Origin of the sequence: Arthrobacter sp. CC3, from assembly GCF_039907775.1 — a bacterium.
Classification (GTDB): Bacteria; Actinomycetota; Actinomycetes; order Actinomycetales; family Micrococcaceae; genus Arthrobacter.
In genome coordinates this window covers 1-15,496 of record NZ_JARCCY010000073.1, presented here as the reverse complement: position 1 = coordinate 15,496, position 15,496 = coordinate 1, and the positions used below count along the sequence as shown (strand labels likewise).

Genomic DNA, 15,496 nt, shown 5'->3' with positions numbered 1-15,496 from the left:
TCGAACGGCACGGCGTTGCGGTTCACGGTGATACCGATCCGGTGCAGGGCGTCTTCGGCCTGCTGGCCGTCCAGTTCCGAGTTCCGCAGATCCACCAGGACCAGGTGCACGTCGGTGCCACCGCTGACGACAGTCACGCCGGACTCTGCAACGTCGGCAGACAGCATGCGTTCCGCAATGATGCGGGCGCCTTCCAGGGTGCGTTCCTGACGGTCGCGGAATGCCGGCTCGGCAGCGAGCTTGAAGGCCACGGCCTTGGCGGCGATGACGTGCTCCAGCGGGCCGCCCTGCTGGCCGGGGAACACCGCAGAGTTGACCTTCTTGGCAATGTCGGCGTCGTTGGTCAGGATCACACCACCGCGCGGACCGCCGAGGGTCTTGTGGGTGGTGCTCGTGACGATGTGGGCGTGGGGCACGGGGTTGGGGTGCAGCCCTGCGGCCACCAGGCCGGCGAAGTGCGCCATGTCCACCATCAGGTAGGCACCCACGAGGTCCGCGATCCGGCGGAACTCAGCGAAATCGAGCTGGCGGGAGTAGGCAGACCAGCCGGCAACGATCAGTTTCGGCTTGTTCTCAACCGCCAGGCGCTCGACTTCAGCCATGTCAATCAGCATGGTGTCTTCGCCGACTCCGTACGGAACCACCTTGTAGAGCTTGCCGGAGAAGTTGATCTTCATGCCGTGGGTGAGGTGGCCGCCGTGCGCGAGGTTCAACCCCAGGATGGTGTCGCCGGGCTGGATCAGGGCGAACATCGCCGCTGCGTTGGCCTGGGCGCCGGAGTGCGGCTGCACATTGGCGAATTCGGAGCCGAACAATGACTTAAGACGGTCGATGGCCAGCTGCTCAACCACATCAACGTGCTCGCAGCCGCCGTAATAGCGCTTGCCCGGGTAGCCCTCGGCGTACTTGTTGGTCAGGACCGAACCCTGTGCCTCCATGACGGCACTCGGCGCAAAGTTTTCGGAGGCGATCATCTCCAGCGTGTCCTGCTGTCGCAGGAGCTCCTGCTGAACGGCTGCGTGGATCGCCGGATCGGTCTCTGCGAGCGTACGGGTCAGAACGTCGACCATCTTTATCTCCTCTGCTATCTAATATCCTGTTGATATATTAGTTTCGTGACTCAAGTATGCTATCGAGGCCGATGGGTGTCAACAGATTTTCAGCCCTTCCCGGAGACGCCAAAAGCGCGGCCCTAAGGGCCGCGCTTTTGTTAACACGGGCAAACGCGGGGCTCAGATCAGCTGAAGAGCGCCTTGCGGACGGCGTCCTCAAAGCCACTGACGTGGACTCTCGCCAGGTCAGCGGCCCGCGCCTCATCGCCGGCAATCACAGCGCCGAGCAGGTCCAGGTGCTCATGCACGTGCCGGGAAAGATCGGGAAGGCGATCCAGCACCATGCACCAGATGCGGGTGGCGAGGTTGTCGTACCGGATCAGGATGTCCTCCAGGTGGGGATTGGCCGCAGCCGCGTAGATGCCTTGATGTACGCGCGCGTCCAAGCGCAGGGTTTCAACTACCGAGGCCGCATGGGTATCGAAGGATTCAACAGCCCGCATCACAGCCCGCAGCTGCTCGCGTTGCCGCTCCGTGGCCACCCGGGCAGCACGGGCAGCTGCGAGAGGTTCAAGCTGCGTCCGGATTTCTGAAATGAAGGCAAGGTCGGTCACGTCCACGCGGGTGGCAAAAGTACCCCTCCGCGGGTACGAAACCACCAGGCGGTCAAGCTCAAGCCGCTTCAAAGCCTCCCGCACTGGAGTCCGCCCCATACCGAGTTCCTTGGCGAGGTGGTCGTCATACAGGAGATCGCCGGGTTTGATGTCAAGCATCAGCAGCCGGTCGCGGATGCGCTCGTACGCCACGTCCGCCAATGACTTCTTGACCGCATCTTCCACAATCGCCAACGCTTCAGCTGCCATAACCTTGCCCCTTTCCATTCAAGCCAAACAGGCTATTGACCTCGCCCACTGACCAGTATACGCTGATTCCCAAACCTAATATATCAGTACTTGATCCAAGAATATATCTAACGTAAATTCCTAAAGGAGGAGACATGACCATAGTGGCAACAGACTCATCACCCAGCACGCTGACTCTCACCGAGCCCCGCGCGCAGGACAAGGCCCAAAAGTTCGTACTCACACTGACGTGCGTCGAACGTGCCGGCATTGTCCAGGCGGTCACCACCTTTCTCTTCGAGCGAGGCTTCAACATCGACGAGCACCAGCAGTTCGACGACGGCCTCCGCGAGACGCTGCACCTGCGCACCGCATTCTCGGGTTCCCCCGAGTACACGCCGGAGCGGCTGCAGGAGGAGTTCAGCGCCATTGCGGACCGCTTCGACATGAAGTTCAGCTTCCATGACCAGACCAAGCAGCGCATTCTGGTCATGGTGTCCAAGTTCGGCCACTGCCTGAATGACCTGATCTTCCGGTGGCGCGGCGGCAGCCTTGGCGGCGACATCGTCCTTGTGGTTTCCAATCATGAAACCCACCGGGCCATGGCCGACGCCGCCGGACTGCCTTTCATCTACCTCCCGGTGACCCCCGAAACGAAGGCGGACGCCGAACAGCGCCTGCTGGACCTCGTCGACGAGCACAACATCGACCTCGTTGTCCTCGCCCGGTACATGCAGGTGCTCTCCGATGACCTCTGCCGCTCCCTTGAGGGCCGGGCCATCAACATCCACCACTCCTTCCTTCCTGGATTCAAGGGAGCCCGCCCGTACCACCAGGCGTACGACCGCGGTGTCAAGCTTGTAGGTGCCACAGCCCACTACGTGACTGCTGAACTTGATGAAGGTCCAATCATCGAGCAGGAAGTCATCCGGGTGGACCACAGTTACGGTCCCACCGCACTGTCAACAGTCGGGCAGGACGCGGAAGCGCTGGCACTGTCCCGCGCCGTGCGATGGCACTGCGAACACCGTGTGTTGCTGGACCAAACCAGCACTGTTGTGTTCCGTTAAGCACGACCACCCCATCAACAAGACAACACACGAAAATCAGCAGGAGAAACCACATGGCTTCGACACCAAGCATTGTCATTATTGGAGCGGGAATCGTCGGGACGAACCTGGCCGACGAACTGGTCGCGCGGGGTTGGAACAACATCACCGTACTGGACCAGGGACCCCTGAACATGCCCGGCGGCTCCACGTCCCACGCCCCGGGCCTCGTCTTCCAGACCAACGCCTCAAAGTCGATGGCGCTGTTCGCCAAGTACACGGTTGAGAAGCTTTTGTCCCTGACCGAGGACGGCGTCAGCTGCTTCAACCAGGTGGGCGGCCTCGAGATCGCGACCACCGAGACACGCCTCGCCGATCTGAAACGGAAGCTCGGCTATGCCGCCGCGTGGGGTATCGACGGCAAGATCCTTACCCGCGCCGAGTGCAAGGAGCTTTACCCGCTCCTGAACGAGGAAGACATCCTTGGCGGTCTCCACGTTCCCAGCGACGGCCTGGCCCGTGCTGCCCGTGCCGTCCAGCTGCTGATCAAGCGCACGGAAGCGGCGGGCGTCAAGTACCTGGGCAACACCACGGTGACGGGCATCGAGCAGTCCGGCCGCCGGGTCACCGGTGTCCAGACCTCCGAAGGCACCATCCCTGCCGATATCGTGGTCTCCTGCGCCGGCTTCTGGGGTGCCAAGATCGGCGAAATGATCGGGATGTCAGTCCCGCTCCTCCCGCTGGCCCACCAGTACGTGAAGACCACTCCGGTGCCCGCACAGAAGGGCAAGAACGAACTGCCCAACGACGCCTCCCTGCCGATCCTGCGGCACCAGGACCAGGACCTCTACTACCGCGAACACGGCGAACGTTACGGCATCGGTTCCTACGCCCACCGCCCCATGCCCGTGGACCTTGACGAGCTCGGCACGTTCGCACCCGAGACCATCAGCGACCACAACATGCCCTCCCGCCTCGACTTCACCCTGGAGGACTTCCTCCCGGCATGGGAGGCCACCAAGCAGATCCTGCCGGCCCTGCGCGAAAGCGAAATCGAGGACGGTTTCAACGGCATCTTCTCCTTCACCCCCGACGGCGGATCCCTGGTGGGTGAGTCCAAGGAGCTGGACGGCTTCTTCGTCGCCGAAGCCGTGTGGGTCACCCACTCGGCCGGCATCGCCCGCGCTGTTGCTGAATTGCTGACCACCGGCAAGTCCAGCATTGATCTTGGTGACTGCGACATCCACCGCTTCGAAGAGGTCCAGCTGACCCCCGAATACGTCAGCGAAACGTCCCAGCAGAACTTCGTGGAAATCTACGATGTCATGCACCCGCTCCAGCCCAAGCTTTCCCCCCGCAACCTCCGCGTCAGCCCGTTCCACGCACGCCACAAGCAGCTGGGCGGGTACTTCCTGGAGGGCGGCGGATGGGAGCGTCCCTACTGGTTCGAAGCCAACGCCGAACTGCTCAAGGAGATGCCTGACGAATGGCAGCCGCCGGCACGTGACGCCTGGTCCGGGATGTTCAGCTCGCCCATCGCCGCCGCCGAAGCCTGGAAGACCCGCACTGCGGTGGCCATGTACGACATGACTCCGCTCAAGCGCCTGGAGGTCTCCGGCCCCGGAGCCCTGAAGCTGCTACAGGAGCTGACTACCGCCGACATGGCCAAGAAGCCGGGCGCCGTCACCTACACCCTCCTGCTGGACCACGCCGGCGGGATCCGAAGCGATATCACCGTGGCCCGCCTGAGCGAAGACACCTTCCAGCTTGGAGCCAATGGAAACATCGACACGGCCTACTTTGAGCGGGCCGCACGCCACCAGACGGAAAGCGGAACCGCCAGCGACTGGGTCCAGGTGCGAGACACCACCGGCGGGACTTGCTGCATCGGCTTGTGGGGACCCCTCGCCCGGGACCTCATCAGCACGGTCAGCAGCGACGACTTCTCCAACGACGGCCTGCGTTACTTCCGGGCGAAGAAGGTTGTCATCGGCGGCGTCACCGTCACGGCAATGCGGCTGTCCTACGTCGGCGAGCTGGGCTGGGAACTGTACACCAGCGCGGACAACGGACAGCGCCTGTGGGACGCACTGTGGAAAGCAGGGCAGCCGTTCGGCGTAATCGCTGCCGGCCGCGCCGCGTTCAGCTCGCTTCGCTTGGAAAAGGGCTACCGCTCGTGGGGCACCGACATGACCACCGAGCACGACCCGCTGGAAGCGGGACTCGGTTTCGCTGTGAAGATGACCAAGGAGAACTTCGTCGGCAAGGCAGCACTGGAAGGCCGGACCGAGGAGAACTCCGCCCGCCGCCTGCGCTGCCTGACGGTCGACGACGGCCGGAGCATAGTGCTGGGCAAGGAACCGGTCTTCTACAAGGACCAAGCAGTTGGCTACGTCACCAGTGCCGCATACGGTTACACGGTCGCCAAACCGATCGCCTACGCGTACCTCCCGGCCGCTGTGTCCATTGGTGACTCGGTCGAGATCGAGTACTTCGGACGGCGCATCCAAGCCACGGTCACGGCCGATCCACTGTACGACCCCACGATGACCCGGCTCCGCGGCTAACAGCCGCCGGCCGTTCAAAGGCACGCGGCCCGGACTCGTTTCCTCGCAACCAGAGTCCGGGCCGCTGCTTTTCCTTCGTCCGTCCCATGCCAGGCCAGTCGAGCAGAGCTTCAGCCCAGGAAGACACATGATCAGTTCAGAAACAATAAACGACTACCTCGCCAGGCTTGCCTCCCGCGAACCCACCCCGGGCGGCGGCGCAGCCGCGGCACTCCACGCCGCCCAGGGGGCGGCACTTGTCGCCATGGTGGCCAGGTACACCACCGGCCCGAAATACGAACAGCACACCGAACTCGTCACCAGGATCATCAGCAGCGCCGACGGACTGGTGGCCCAGGCCTTGCGCCTCGCGGACGCCGACCAGCACGCGTTCCAAGGCGTGATTGACGCGTACAAGCTCCCCGCAGGTAGTGACGACCTCAAAGCTGCCCGGACAGCGTCCATCCAGGACGCGCTCGTCCAGGCCGCGAAGACACCGGCTCAACTGATCCTCGTTGCCGGTGCCGTCGTGGATCTTGCCACGGAGCTGTTCGAGGTGGCCAATGCCAACGTGATCAGCGACGTCGCCGCCGCCGTCGACGCTGCCCGGGCAGCCGCCACCACTGCACGGGTAAACATCGACATCAATGTGGTGGCCATCAAGGACACCGAAGCACGTTCCCGGCTGGCTGACCAGACCGATGGCATTGAGGACAAGGTCGTCCTGGCAGCAGACTCGCTCGTGAAGCGCGTGCGCGAAAGGATTCTCGGTTGAGCACCACACTCCTCTCAGGACGAAACCTGGCAAAGCTCATTCAGCTCAAGGCCCACGACGAAGCCAGGGACCTCGAAGCTGACGGTCTGCGCCCCGCCCTTGCCGTGGTTGTGGCCACGAACGACGGCTCCACGCACTGGTATGTGCGGTCCATCGAACGGGCCGCGGAAAGCGCGGGGATCACTTGCCGGATCGTGGACCTGGGCCACGACGCGACAGGACAGGCATTGGCTTCAGTCCTGAAAGACCTCAGCGCCGAGCCGTCCGTCAACGGCATCATTCTCCAGACGCCGTTGCCTCCCGGCGTCGATGCAGATGCGCTGGTTGGGCACATCGCCCCTGAGAAGGACATCGACGGCGCGAATCCTCTGAGCCTTGGCCGCCTCGCCGTCGGCCAGCCCTCGTTCGCCCCTGCCACGGCACGGGCCGTCACCGAGATCCTTGACCACTTCGACATCCCGGTGGCCGGCCGGAACGTCGTCGTGATTGGACGTTCCGCCGTCGTCGGAAAACCGCTCTCCCTGCTGCTGCTGGAACGCGACGCCACCGTCACCGTCTGCCACTCCAGGTCGGGGGCGCTGGAGAAATACACCAAGACGGCCGACGTCGTGGTGGTCGCCGCCGGGCGCACCGGCCTGCTGAACGGCGGCCATATCTCGTCCGGGGCCGTAGTGATCGACGTCGGCACCAACGTCCTTCCCGACGGGTCCCTCGTGGGGGATGTGGACGAGGCCAGTGTCCGGGGCATCGCCGGGGCGCTGACACCCGTGCCGGGTGGCGTCGGCTCAGTCACCACATCCCTCCTTCTGCTGCACACCACTGAGGCCGCGCGGGAACAGTCGCGTGCCCTGGTCCGGGAAACAGCCGTGTGATCCACAGCAGACAGCCCCTGCGTCGCTTAGGCCCAGTTTGTCCTCGTGCCCGCTCAGGTCCATGCGATCTGCGCGGGCACGAAGGCTGGGTCCTGCCAATGGGCTATAGGACGCCCCTGATGAGGTTCTCAAAGTCCGTCACATGCTTGGTCGTCAGCCGCGCAGCAGCTTCGGAATCACCTGCCGCGATGCACTCGAGCAGCTCAATGTGCTGGGCAATATGCTCGGATACCGGAGGAAGTTTCTCAAGCACAAGGCTCCAGATCCGCGTCGCCAGGTTGTCGTATCGGATCAGGACATCCTCAAGGTGCCGGCTCCCTGTGGCCCGGTAGATCATCCGGTGCACGCGCATGTCCAGACGCATCAGGTCCCGCTGGGAGTGCATTACCGGCAGGAGCTCCCCCACTTCCTTGGCAAATTCCTTGATCTCTTGCCGGAGCTGCGGCGATGCCATCCGGGCAGCCCGCGCTGCGGCCGCAGGCTCCAAAAGCTGCCGGATTTCGGAAATTTCAGCCAGATCCGTGATGTCCACTCCTGCGGCGAATGTTCCCCGGCGGGGATACGCCACCACGAGGTGGTCGCTTTCAAGGCGCTTCATGGCCTCCCGGATGGGTGTCCTCCCCACTCCGAGCCGCCTGGAAATCACTTCGTCATTCAAAGGTTCGCCAGGCTTGATGTCCAAAACGATCAGTTCATCGCAGAGCACCCTGTAGGCGAAGTCGGCGAAAGACTCCTCCTCCTGCCTCGGTGGCAGGAAGGAACCCCCAACATCCGACGGCAGTTCTCCACCGCTTGCCATATCCAAGTCTCCTCCCAATGCACGGCTGAGCCTTGACGCGAAGGCCTCCTGTACATAGTATTCCTAGAACTGATATATCAATATCCGATCTAAAAAATGTCACCCTCCGGCATGTACTCCTCACCTCAACGACCCCGGCCGCGTGCCTGGTCTTCCAGAAGATCTGCGGACACTCCAGCCAGCCATGACGCCGGCCCCAGGCAGCACCTCCATTCCACTGATTCCTGCCAAGATCTGAAGGGAAGATCACATGGCTTCAAAAGCCCCCCAGCAGAATATCGACGAGTCAAAGCTGACCCTAACCAAGCCCAAAACGACTGCTGTCGGCCTTCCGGCTGTGGCGAATGCGTTGAAAATTTCCCTTGAGCAGATGGGCCCGCTGCGCAGCATCCAGACACTCATGGCTGTCAACCAGGTTGACGGCTTTGACTGCATGGGCTGCGCCTGGCCCGAACACGAAAAGCGCAACGCTGCGGAATTCTGCGAGAACGGTGCCAAGGCAGTGGCCGAAGAAGCCACGCTCCGCCGTGTCACGCCCGAATTCTTCGCGCAACACTCCATTGCGGACCTGAAGACGCGCGACGACTACTGGCTGGGCCAGCAGGGCCGGCTGACTCATCCGATGGTCCTCGACGAAGGCGCAACCCACTACAAGCCCATCGAATGGGACGACGCCTATGAGCTGATCGCCCGGGAGATCAAGGACATGGAGCACCCCGACCAGTCAGTGTTCTACACGTCCGGGCGGACATCGAACGAGGCCGCTTTCGCCTACCAGCTCCTCGTTCGCGGCATCGGGACGAACAACCTGCCCGACTGCTCCAACATGTGCCATGAATCGTCCGGCTCGGCCCTGGTGGAAACGATCGGCATCGGCAAAGGCTCCGTCAGCCTCACGGACCTGGAGACGGCGTCGCTGATCTTTGTGGCGGGTCAAAATCCCGGGACCAACCACCCGCGCATGCTCAGTGCGCTCGAGAAGGCGAAGAAGAACGGCGCCGTCATCATCTCCGTGAATCCGCTTCCCGAAGCCGGGCTACTGCGGTTCGAGAACCCGCAGAACATTACCGGCATGGTGGTGGGCACACAACTGACTGACGACTTCCTCCAAATCCGCGCCGGCGGCGATCAGGCCCTCTTCCAGGGGCTTGGCAAATACCTTCTCGAAGCCGAAGCCCAAGGGCGCAAGACCCCCGGCCTCCCCACCGTGCTGGACCACGAGTTCATCAAGGACCACACCGTTGGCATCGACGACTACCTGCGCTACCTGGAAAAAGCGGAATGGGACGACATCGTCGAAGCCACCGGGCTGACACTGGAACAAATTAAGTCCACAGGCGAGCGCATCCTGGCCTCGAGCGCCACAATCGTCTGCTGGGCCATGGGATTGACCCAGCACAAGCACTCGGTTCCCACCCTCCGCGACGTGGTCAATGTCCTGCTTCTGCAAGGCAACATCGGCAAGCCCGGGGCCGGTGTCTGCCCCGTGCGCGGCCACTCCAATGTCCAGGGCGACCGGACCATGGGGATTTTCGAGAAGATGCCGGAGAGCTTCCACGACAGGCTTGACCACGAATTCCACTTCCTCTCCCCCAGGGCGCATGGCTTCGACACCGTCGCCGCTATCCGTGCCATGCGGGACGGCAAGGTCCGCGTCTTCATCGGCATGGGCGGAAACTTCGTACGGGCGGCCCCGGACTCCGAGGTCACGGAACAGGCGCTGGCCAACACGCGCTTGACCGTGCAGATCTCTACGAAGCTGAACCACTCCCACGTATCGACGGGTCGACGTGCGCTGATACTTCCGACGCTGGGACGCACCGAGAAGGACACCCAGCGCACCGGCGACCAGAGGGTGACCGTGGAGGACTCCATGAGTGCGGTCCATGCCTCCCGCGGACGGCTTAAGCCCGCAAGTGAGCACCTGCACTCCGAAGTGGCCATTGTCTGCAACATTGCCAGCAAGATCTTCACCGGCAGCGACAACCTCCCGCTGCCCAATAGCCCCAAAGCCAACTGGCTCGCCATGAAGGACGACTACTCCATCATCCGGAAACACATCGAAGCGGTCCTCAGTGGTTTCGAGAACTTCGAGGAGCGGATCCAGAACCCAGGCGGGTTCGTCCTTCCCCACCCGCCCCGGGACGCCAGGAAGTTCGATACGGCTTCGGGCAAGGCCCACTTCACTGGCAACGACCTTGAATTCATCAAGGTCCCCGCAGGACGGCTCGTCCTCCAGACCCTGCGATCCCATGACCAGTACAACACCACCATCTATGGCAAGGATGACCGCTACCGCGGCATCCACGGCGGGCGCCGCGTTGTCCTGATCAACGCGGACGACATTACTGAGCTAGGGTTCACGGCCGGGGACATGGTCCATCTCATCTCCGAATTCCAGGGGACCGAACGACGGGCCGAAAACTTCCGCATCGTTTCATACTCGACGCCAAAGGGTTGCGCGGCGGCCTACTACCCGGAAACCAACGTCCTCGTGCCCCTTGACTCCGTAGCCGACACCAGCGGTACGCCTACGTCCAAGTCCGTTATCGTGCGGCTTGAGCGGGCCGAAGCGTGAGCTCTATCCTGACGACCGAAGCAGCCGTCACCAAGGGTGTGGACGGGCCAAGGGTGGAACGGGCTGTCCGCGAATACCTCCTTGCCATCGGGGAGGACCCCGAAAGGCCGGGACTGGCGGACACCCCGGCCCGTGTAGCCCGGGCCGCCGCGGAGATGTTCGGCGGGCTCCATGAGGATCCCCTGGCCATCCTGGACAGGACCTTTGACCTCGGACACGGTGAAATGGTCATCGTCAAGGACATCCCGTTCTACTCCACCTGCGAGCATCACCTGGTGCCGTTCCATGGCGTGGCGCATGTGGGCTACATCCCCTCCGGCGAGGGACTCGTGACCGGCCTCAGCAAGATTGCCAGGCTGGTAGACGTCTTTGCGCGAAGGCCCCAGGTCCAGGAGCGGCTGACCACCCAGGTTGTCGATGCGCTGGTCACAGCGCTGCGGCCGCTGGGCGCCATCGTGGTGATCGAGTGCGAGCACCTGTGTATGTCAATGCGGGGCGTCCGCAAGCCCGGGGCAAAGACCATCACGTCGGCAGTCCGCGGTGAACTGCGCCTGCCGGCCGCCCGGGCCGAGGCCCTGAGCCTGATCCACGGCCGATAAGAAATCTCTGGACATGCCCCCGTGGCTGCCATACGATGGCACTGATATATCTTTACTGATCAAAGAAAAATATCAGTCCGTGCATGCCGGACGAACGTCAGTCAGTACGCCCGGCCTGCTACTGGCAGCCTTCGTCCTCGCGAAGGATTAGCTGTCCCGTTCCCGTGAACGGTGCTTCGGTGGCCAGAAACCTGGGGAGGTATCCTCATCGAAGCACCACTCTCGGGCAACGGGGCAGCGCCGGCAACCTGCCGGACCAGTGCAAGGCAATCCGATATGGCAAGCCCGGCACCAACCCACACCATCCCCCCGTAGCCAAAGGAGTGTCCATGTCAGGAAACAGAGCCGTAGCCTACAAGGAACCCGGTGTCGTCGAAATCATCACTACCGACTACCCGACGTTTGAACTCAAAGACGGGCCTGGCGTCAATCCGGCCAACGTGGGCCGGAAAGTACCCCACGGTGCCATCCTGCGCACGGTGACAACCAACATCTGCGGCTCGGACCAGCACATGGTGCGCGGACGCACCACTGCACCAAAGGACCTCGTCCTTGGCCATGAAATCACCGGCGAGGTGGTGGAAGTCGGGCCGGATGTGGAATTCATCAAGGTGGGAGACATCGTCTCCGTACCCTTCAACATCTCCTGTGGCCGTTGCCGGAACTGCAAAGAGCGCAAAACCGGCATCTGCCTGAACGTCAACCCGGATCGTCCGGGCAGCGCCTACGGTTATGTGGACATGGGCGGCTGGGTGGGTGGCCAGGCAGAATACGTGCTGGTCCCCTACGCCGACTGGAACCTGCTCAGGTTCCCCGACCGCGACCAGGCCCTGGAAAAGATCATGGACCTGACCATGCTCTCGGATATCTTCCCCACCGGGTTCCACGGCGCCGTCACTGCCGGCGTCGGCGTCGGGTCCACGGTGTACATTGCCGGCGCCGGCCCGGTTGGCCTCGCCGCCGCCGTCGGTGCGCAGTTGCTTGGTGCCGCCGTCGTTATCGTCGGCGACATGAACGAAGACCGACTGGCGCAGGCCCGAACCTTCGGGTGCGAGACGGTGAACGTCTCCAACGGGGATCCGAAGGACCAGATCGAACAGATCCTTGGTGTTCCCGAAGTGGATTGCGGTGTCGACGCCGTGGGCTTCGAAGCCCGTGGGCACGGAAAGGACACATCCCACGAGGCCCCGGCCACCGTGCTGAATTCCCTCATGGACATTACCGCCGCGGGTGGGGCCCTGGGCATCCCCGGCCTGTACGTCACGGGCGACCCCGGTGGAATTGACGAGGCCGCCAAGCACGGCTCCCTGTCGCTGTCACTGGGCACCGGATGGGCAAAGTCCCTGTCGTTCACCACGGGCCAGTGCCCCGTCATGTCGTACAACCGCCAGCTGATGATGGCCATCCTGCATGACAAGGTGCAGATCGCCAAGGCAGTGAACGCCACAGCGATAACGCTCGAGGATGCGCCCCGCGGCTACGCCGAATTCGACGCCGGCTCGGCAACAAAGTTCGTGCTGAACCCGAATGGATACGTCAAGGCGTAGCACCCCAGCTGACGGGGACTGCGGGGGAAGCACCACATGGTGCACCCTCGCGGTCCCCGGCCCGTACGTTTCATTGAACCGCTACCTTCAGGAAAGGGGCAGCCTTGCTGGCCCAAGATACCGCCACCAGCGGCAGCAGTCCGGAGTTGCGCCCTGCGTGGCGGCCCCCCGGACATCCGTCCCCCACCTGGCCGGAAGCCCGGCAGTTGGCTTTCGATTGCGCTGTCCCGCTCGCGCCCGTGGAGGTTCCGCTCGCCTTGGCAGCAGGCCACACGCTCACCCGCAATGTCGCCGCCCTGCAAGAACTCCCCCATTACGATTCGTCTGCCATGGACGGATGGGCCATCAACGGCGGCGGTCCGTGGATCCTTGCCGGCCCCGGACCTTTTTTGCGCCCCGGAAGTGCCAGCGTCATAGCCACCGGCGGACTCGTACCTGTCGGCGCCAAGTCGATACTCCGCAAGGAAAGTGGCCAGATCCACCAGGATGCCGACGGCAGCCTTCTCCTGCGACTCAATGACAACGCAAAGGAAGGCGAGCCGGGCCTGGGCCAACACATTCGTCCCGCGGGCGAGGAAGCTGCTGCCGGTGAGGTGCTGATCCCGGCCGGCACAACACTGAACCCGGGTCACATCGCCCTCGCCGCCGTGGCTGGCCACGACAACCTGCTGGTGCAGCCCAAGCCGGCGGTCGGCATCGTATTGACCGGTTCCGAAGTGGTCACGTCAGGCGTTCCGGAACCAGGACGTGTCAGGGACACTTTTGGTCCGCAGCTGGGGACGGTCATTTCCCTTTTGGGGGGCACACCTGCCGGCTCCCTGCGGATCGGGGATTCCTACCCCGAGTGGCTCGCGGCACTTGACGGTACTGACGCGTTCCCCGGGCGATTGCCGGACCTGACCATAACCACCGGCGGAACCGGCTGTTCCGGGACAGATCATTTTCGCGCCGCGATCGCTGCACTCGGCGGACAGCTGTTGCTGGATGGCATCGCCATGCGGCCGGGCCACCCGGCAGTCCTGGCCGTGCTCCCGGACGGCCGCTTCGTCGTCGGGCTGCCCGGTAACCCCCTGGCAGCAATGATGGCGCTCATCACTATAGGTGCACCACTGATGGAGGCGCTCGGAGGCAGGCCCCTGAGTGCCGTTGGACAGGTCACCTCCGCGGCTGACGTTGATCCGTGCCCCGGCCGTACCCGCCTGATTCCCTGCACGTTCGTCGAGGGACTTGCCTTCCCCGCCTCGCATACGGGGCCCGGCATGATGCGTGGACTGGCTTGGGCCGACGGCGTCATGGCCGTTCCCCCGGCCGGAGTCCAGTCCGGCGAGCCGGTTCCTGTGCTCCCGCTCCCCTGGACGCAGGCGAAAGAAACCATCCCTTCCACCGGCAACCGAGCACGGAGCACCGCATGGCCCGCATGACACAGCGCCGCAAGATCCACCGCTTCAACCTGGACGGCTCCGGCACCGAATACACGGTGCGGTTCAAGGAAGACGTACTCGCCGCTGAAGAGCCCTTGGAAATCCGAATCGGAGGCCGCTCCTTCGCTGTCACTATGAGGACCCCGGGGGACGATTTTGACCTGGTGGCCGGGTTCCTGGTCTCGGAAGGCATCATCAGCTCCAACTCCGAACTGGTATCACTGCGCTTCTGCACCGGCGATGCCAGGGGAGAACGGACATATAACGTGGTCGACGCCCAGTTGAGGCCTGATGTACCCATGCCTGACACCATGCGGCATGTGTACACCTCGAGCTCCTGCGGCATCTGCGGGACAGAATCGATCGAGTCCGTCCGCAAGACCCTTCCCTTCGATCCTGCCAAGGACCCGCTGCAGATTCACGTGGATGTCCTCGCCGAACTGCCGGAGCGGCTGCGCGAGGCCCAGGCGGTGTTCGACAAGACGGGCGGCGTCCATGCGACCGGCCTGTTCAAGGTGGATGGGGCCGGCCCGGAGTTGCTTTGTCTCCGGGAGGATGTGGGGCGCCACAACGCTGTGGACAAAGTGGTGGGATGGGCGCTGCGCCAAAATCTACTGCCTCTGGGTGGCACCGTCCTCCAGGTGTCCGGGCGCGCGTCCTTCGAACTAGTCCAGAAGGCCGCCATGGCCGGCATTCCTGTCCTGTCTGCGGTGAGCGCGCCTTCAAGCCTGGCCGCCGACCTCGCCGTCGAGACCGGAGTGACGCTGGTTGGATTCAGCCGGGGACACAGCCTGAACGTCTACGCCGGCCACGAAAGGCTGAGCCGTCGGCAGAATGTGGCCCGCGAGGTAACCCATGCCAGGGTTTGATGTTGTCCTCGCCGAGCTCAGCGAAGACCCCATCTCCGTGGACCGGGCCACAGCCGCCGTCCAGGGCGACGAAGCCGGGGCCGTTGTCAGCTTCAGCGGAGTTGTCCGGAACCACGACGGCGGCATGGCCGTGAGCAGATTAAGCTACTCGGCCCACCCCACGGCACACCACATCCTGGCCGAAGTCGTGGCGGAATTGGTCGCGGAGCATGCCGGGAAGGCCGACAAGCCGGTCCGCATCTGGGCCGCCCACCGCGTCGGGATGCTGGAGGTGGGTGATCCTGCACTGGTCTGTGCAGTGTCAGCAGCCCACCGTGGCCAGGCATTTGAGGTGTGCTCACAGCTTGTGGACCGCATCAAGGCCCGCGTGCCGATCTGGAAGGAGCAATTCTTCGCAGACGGCACCGTGGAATGGGTCGGAGCAGTCCAACAACTTCCTTCAGAACGTCCCTCGCAAGAAATAGAAACATAGGAGAAAGATGACCTTGAACATCTCTGCGCCCGCTGTGTCCACCACACAGTCCGGTGCTCCCGTCACGTCCGATGC

Annotated in this window: 13 protein-coding genes; 10 read left to right on the top strand and 3 right to left on the bottom strand. The window is 63.4% G+C overall.

Annotated features, from left to right (window positions below):
* Both glyA and PV761_RS23450 read right to left on the bottom strand, forming a co-directional pair.
* On the bottom strand, nt 1-1,070 hold a 1,070-nt coding region (gene glyA, locus PV761_RS23455; protein WP_347899937.1), incomplete at its 3' end, for a serine hydroxymethyltransferase.
* Between the two features lie 167 nt (nt 1,071-1,237).
* Complete coding sequence (locus tag PV761_RS23450; RefSeq protein ID WP_347899936.1) at nt 1,238-1,915, bottom strand: GntR family transcriptional regulator; 678 nt, start codon at nt 1,913-1,915, stop codon at nt 1,238-1,240.
* 134 nt (nt 1,916-2,049) lie between these two features.
* Between PV761_RS23450 and purU the strand changes: the two genes are divergently transcribed.
* The 4 genes from purU (at nt 2,050) to PV761_RS23430 (ending at nt 7,136) form a co-directional block, all read left to right on the top strand.
* Entirely contained in the window at nt 2,050-2,964 is a 915-nt protein-coding gene (gene purU / locus PV761_RS23445; protein WP_347899935.1) for a formyltetrahydrofolate deformylase, read from the top strand.
* A gap of 53 nt (nt 2,965-3,017) precedes the next feature.
* Complete coding sequence (locus PV761_RS23440; protein ID WP_028272943.1) at nt 3,018-5,510, top strand: FAD-dependent oxidoreductase; 2,493 nt, start codon at nt 3,018-3,020, stop codon at nt 5,508-5,510.
* A 127-nt stretch (nt 5,511-5,637) separates the two neighbouring features.
* Nucleotides 5,638-6,264: a cyclodeaminase/cyclohydrolase family protein gene (locus tag PV761_RS23435; protein ID WP_028272942.1), complete on the top strand. Its 627-nt coding sequence runs from the start codon at nt 5,638-5,640 to the stop codon at nt 6,262-6,264.
* Nucleotides 6,261-7,136 (top strand): bifunctional 5,10-methylenetetrahydrofolate dehydrogenase/5,10-methenyltetrahydrofolate cyclohydrolase, encoded by an 876-nt coding sequence (locus tag PV761_RS23430; RefSeq protein ID WP_347899934.1) that lies wholly within the window; start codon nt 6,261-6,263, stop codon nt 7,134-7,136. The genes PV761_RS23435 and PV761_RS23430 overlap by 4 nt, the downstream gene beginning before the upstream one ends.
* A gap of 103 nt (nt 7,137-7,239) precedes the next feature.
* On the opposite strand, the gene PV761_RS23425 is transcribed toward PV761_RS23430, so the two are convergent.
* Nucleotides 7,240-7,935, bottom strand: a complete 696-nt coding sequence (locus PV761_RS23425; RefSeq protein WP_051629133.1) for a GntR family transcriptional regulator — start codon at nt 7,933-7,935, stop codon at nt 7,240-7,242.
* Nucleotides 7,936-8,185: 250 nt separating this feature from the next.
* Between PV761_RS23425 and PV761_RS23420 the strand changes: the two genes are divergently transcribed.
* From PV761_RS23420 to PV761_RS23395, 6 genes are all read left to right on the top strand, one after another.
* The gene (locus tag PV761_RS23420; RefSeq protein WP_347899933.1) at nt 8,186-10,513 is read left to right on the top strand and encodes an FdhF/YdeP family oxidoreductase; all 2,328 of its coding nucleotides are present in this window, start codon (nt 8,186-8,188) and stop codon (nt 10,511-10,513) included.
* Nucleotides 10,510-11,112 (top strand): GTP cyclohydrolase I FolE, encoded by a 603-nt coding sequence (gene folE / locus PV761_RS23415; protein WP_347899932.1) that lies wholly within the window; start codon nt 10,510-10,512, stop codon nt 11,110-11,112. Before PV761_RS23420 ends, folE begins: the two co-directional genes overlap by 4 nt.
* Nucleotides 11,113-11,441: 329 nt before the next feature.
* The gene (gene fdhA / locus PV761_RS23410; RefSeq protein ID WP_347899931.1) at nt 11,442-12,659 is read left to right on the top strand and encodes a formaldehyde dehydrogenase, glutathione-independent; all 1,218 of its coding nucleotides are present in this window, start codon (nt 11,442-11,444) and stop codon (nt 12,657-12,659) included.
* Between the two features lie 146 nt (nt 12,660-12,805).
* The gene (locus tag PV761_RS23405; protein ID WP_347899938.1) at nt 12,806-14,080 is read left to right on the top strand and encodes a molybdopterin molybdotransferase MoeA; all 1,275 of its coding nucleotides are present in this window, start codon (nt 12,806-12,808) and stop codon (nt 14,078-14,080) included.
* A complete protein-coding gene (fdhD, locus tag PV761_RS23400) occupies nt 14,068-14,949 on the top strand; it encodes a formate dehydrogenase accessory sulfurtransferase FdhD (protein WP_347899930.1) in 882 nt (293 codons plus the stop codon). Before PV761_RS23405 ends, fdhD begins: the two co-directional genes overlap by 13 nt.
* Nucleotides 14,936-15,421: a molybdenum cofactor biosynthesis protein MoaE gene (locus PV761_RS23395; RefSeq protein WP_347899929.1), complete on the top strand. Its 486-nt coding sequence runs from the start codon at nt 14,936-14,938 to the stop codon at nt 15,419-15,421. Before fdhD ends, PV761_RS23395 begins: the two co-directional genes overlap by 14 nt.
* Nucleotides 15,422-15,496 lie beyond the last annotated feature (75 nt).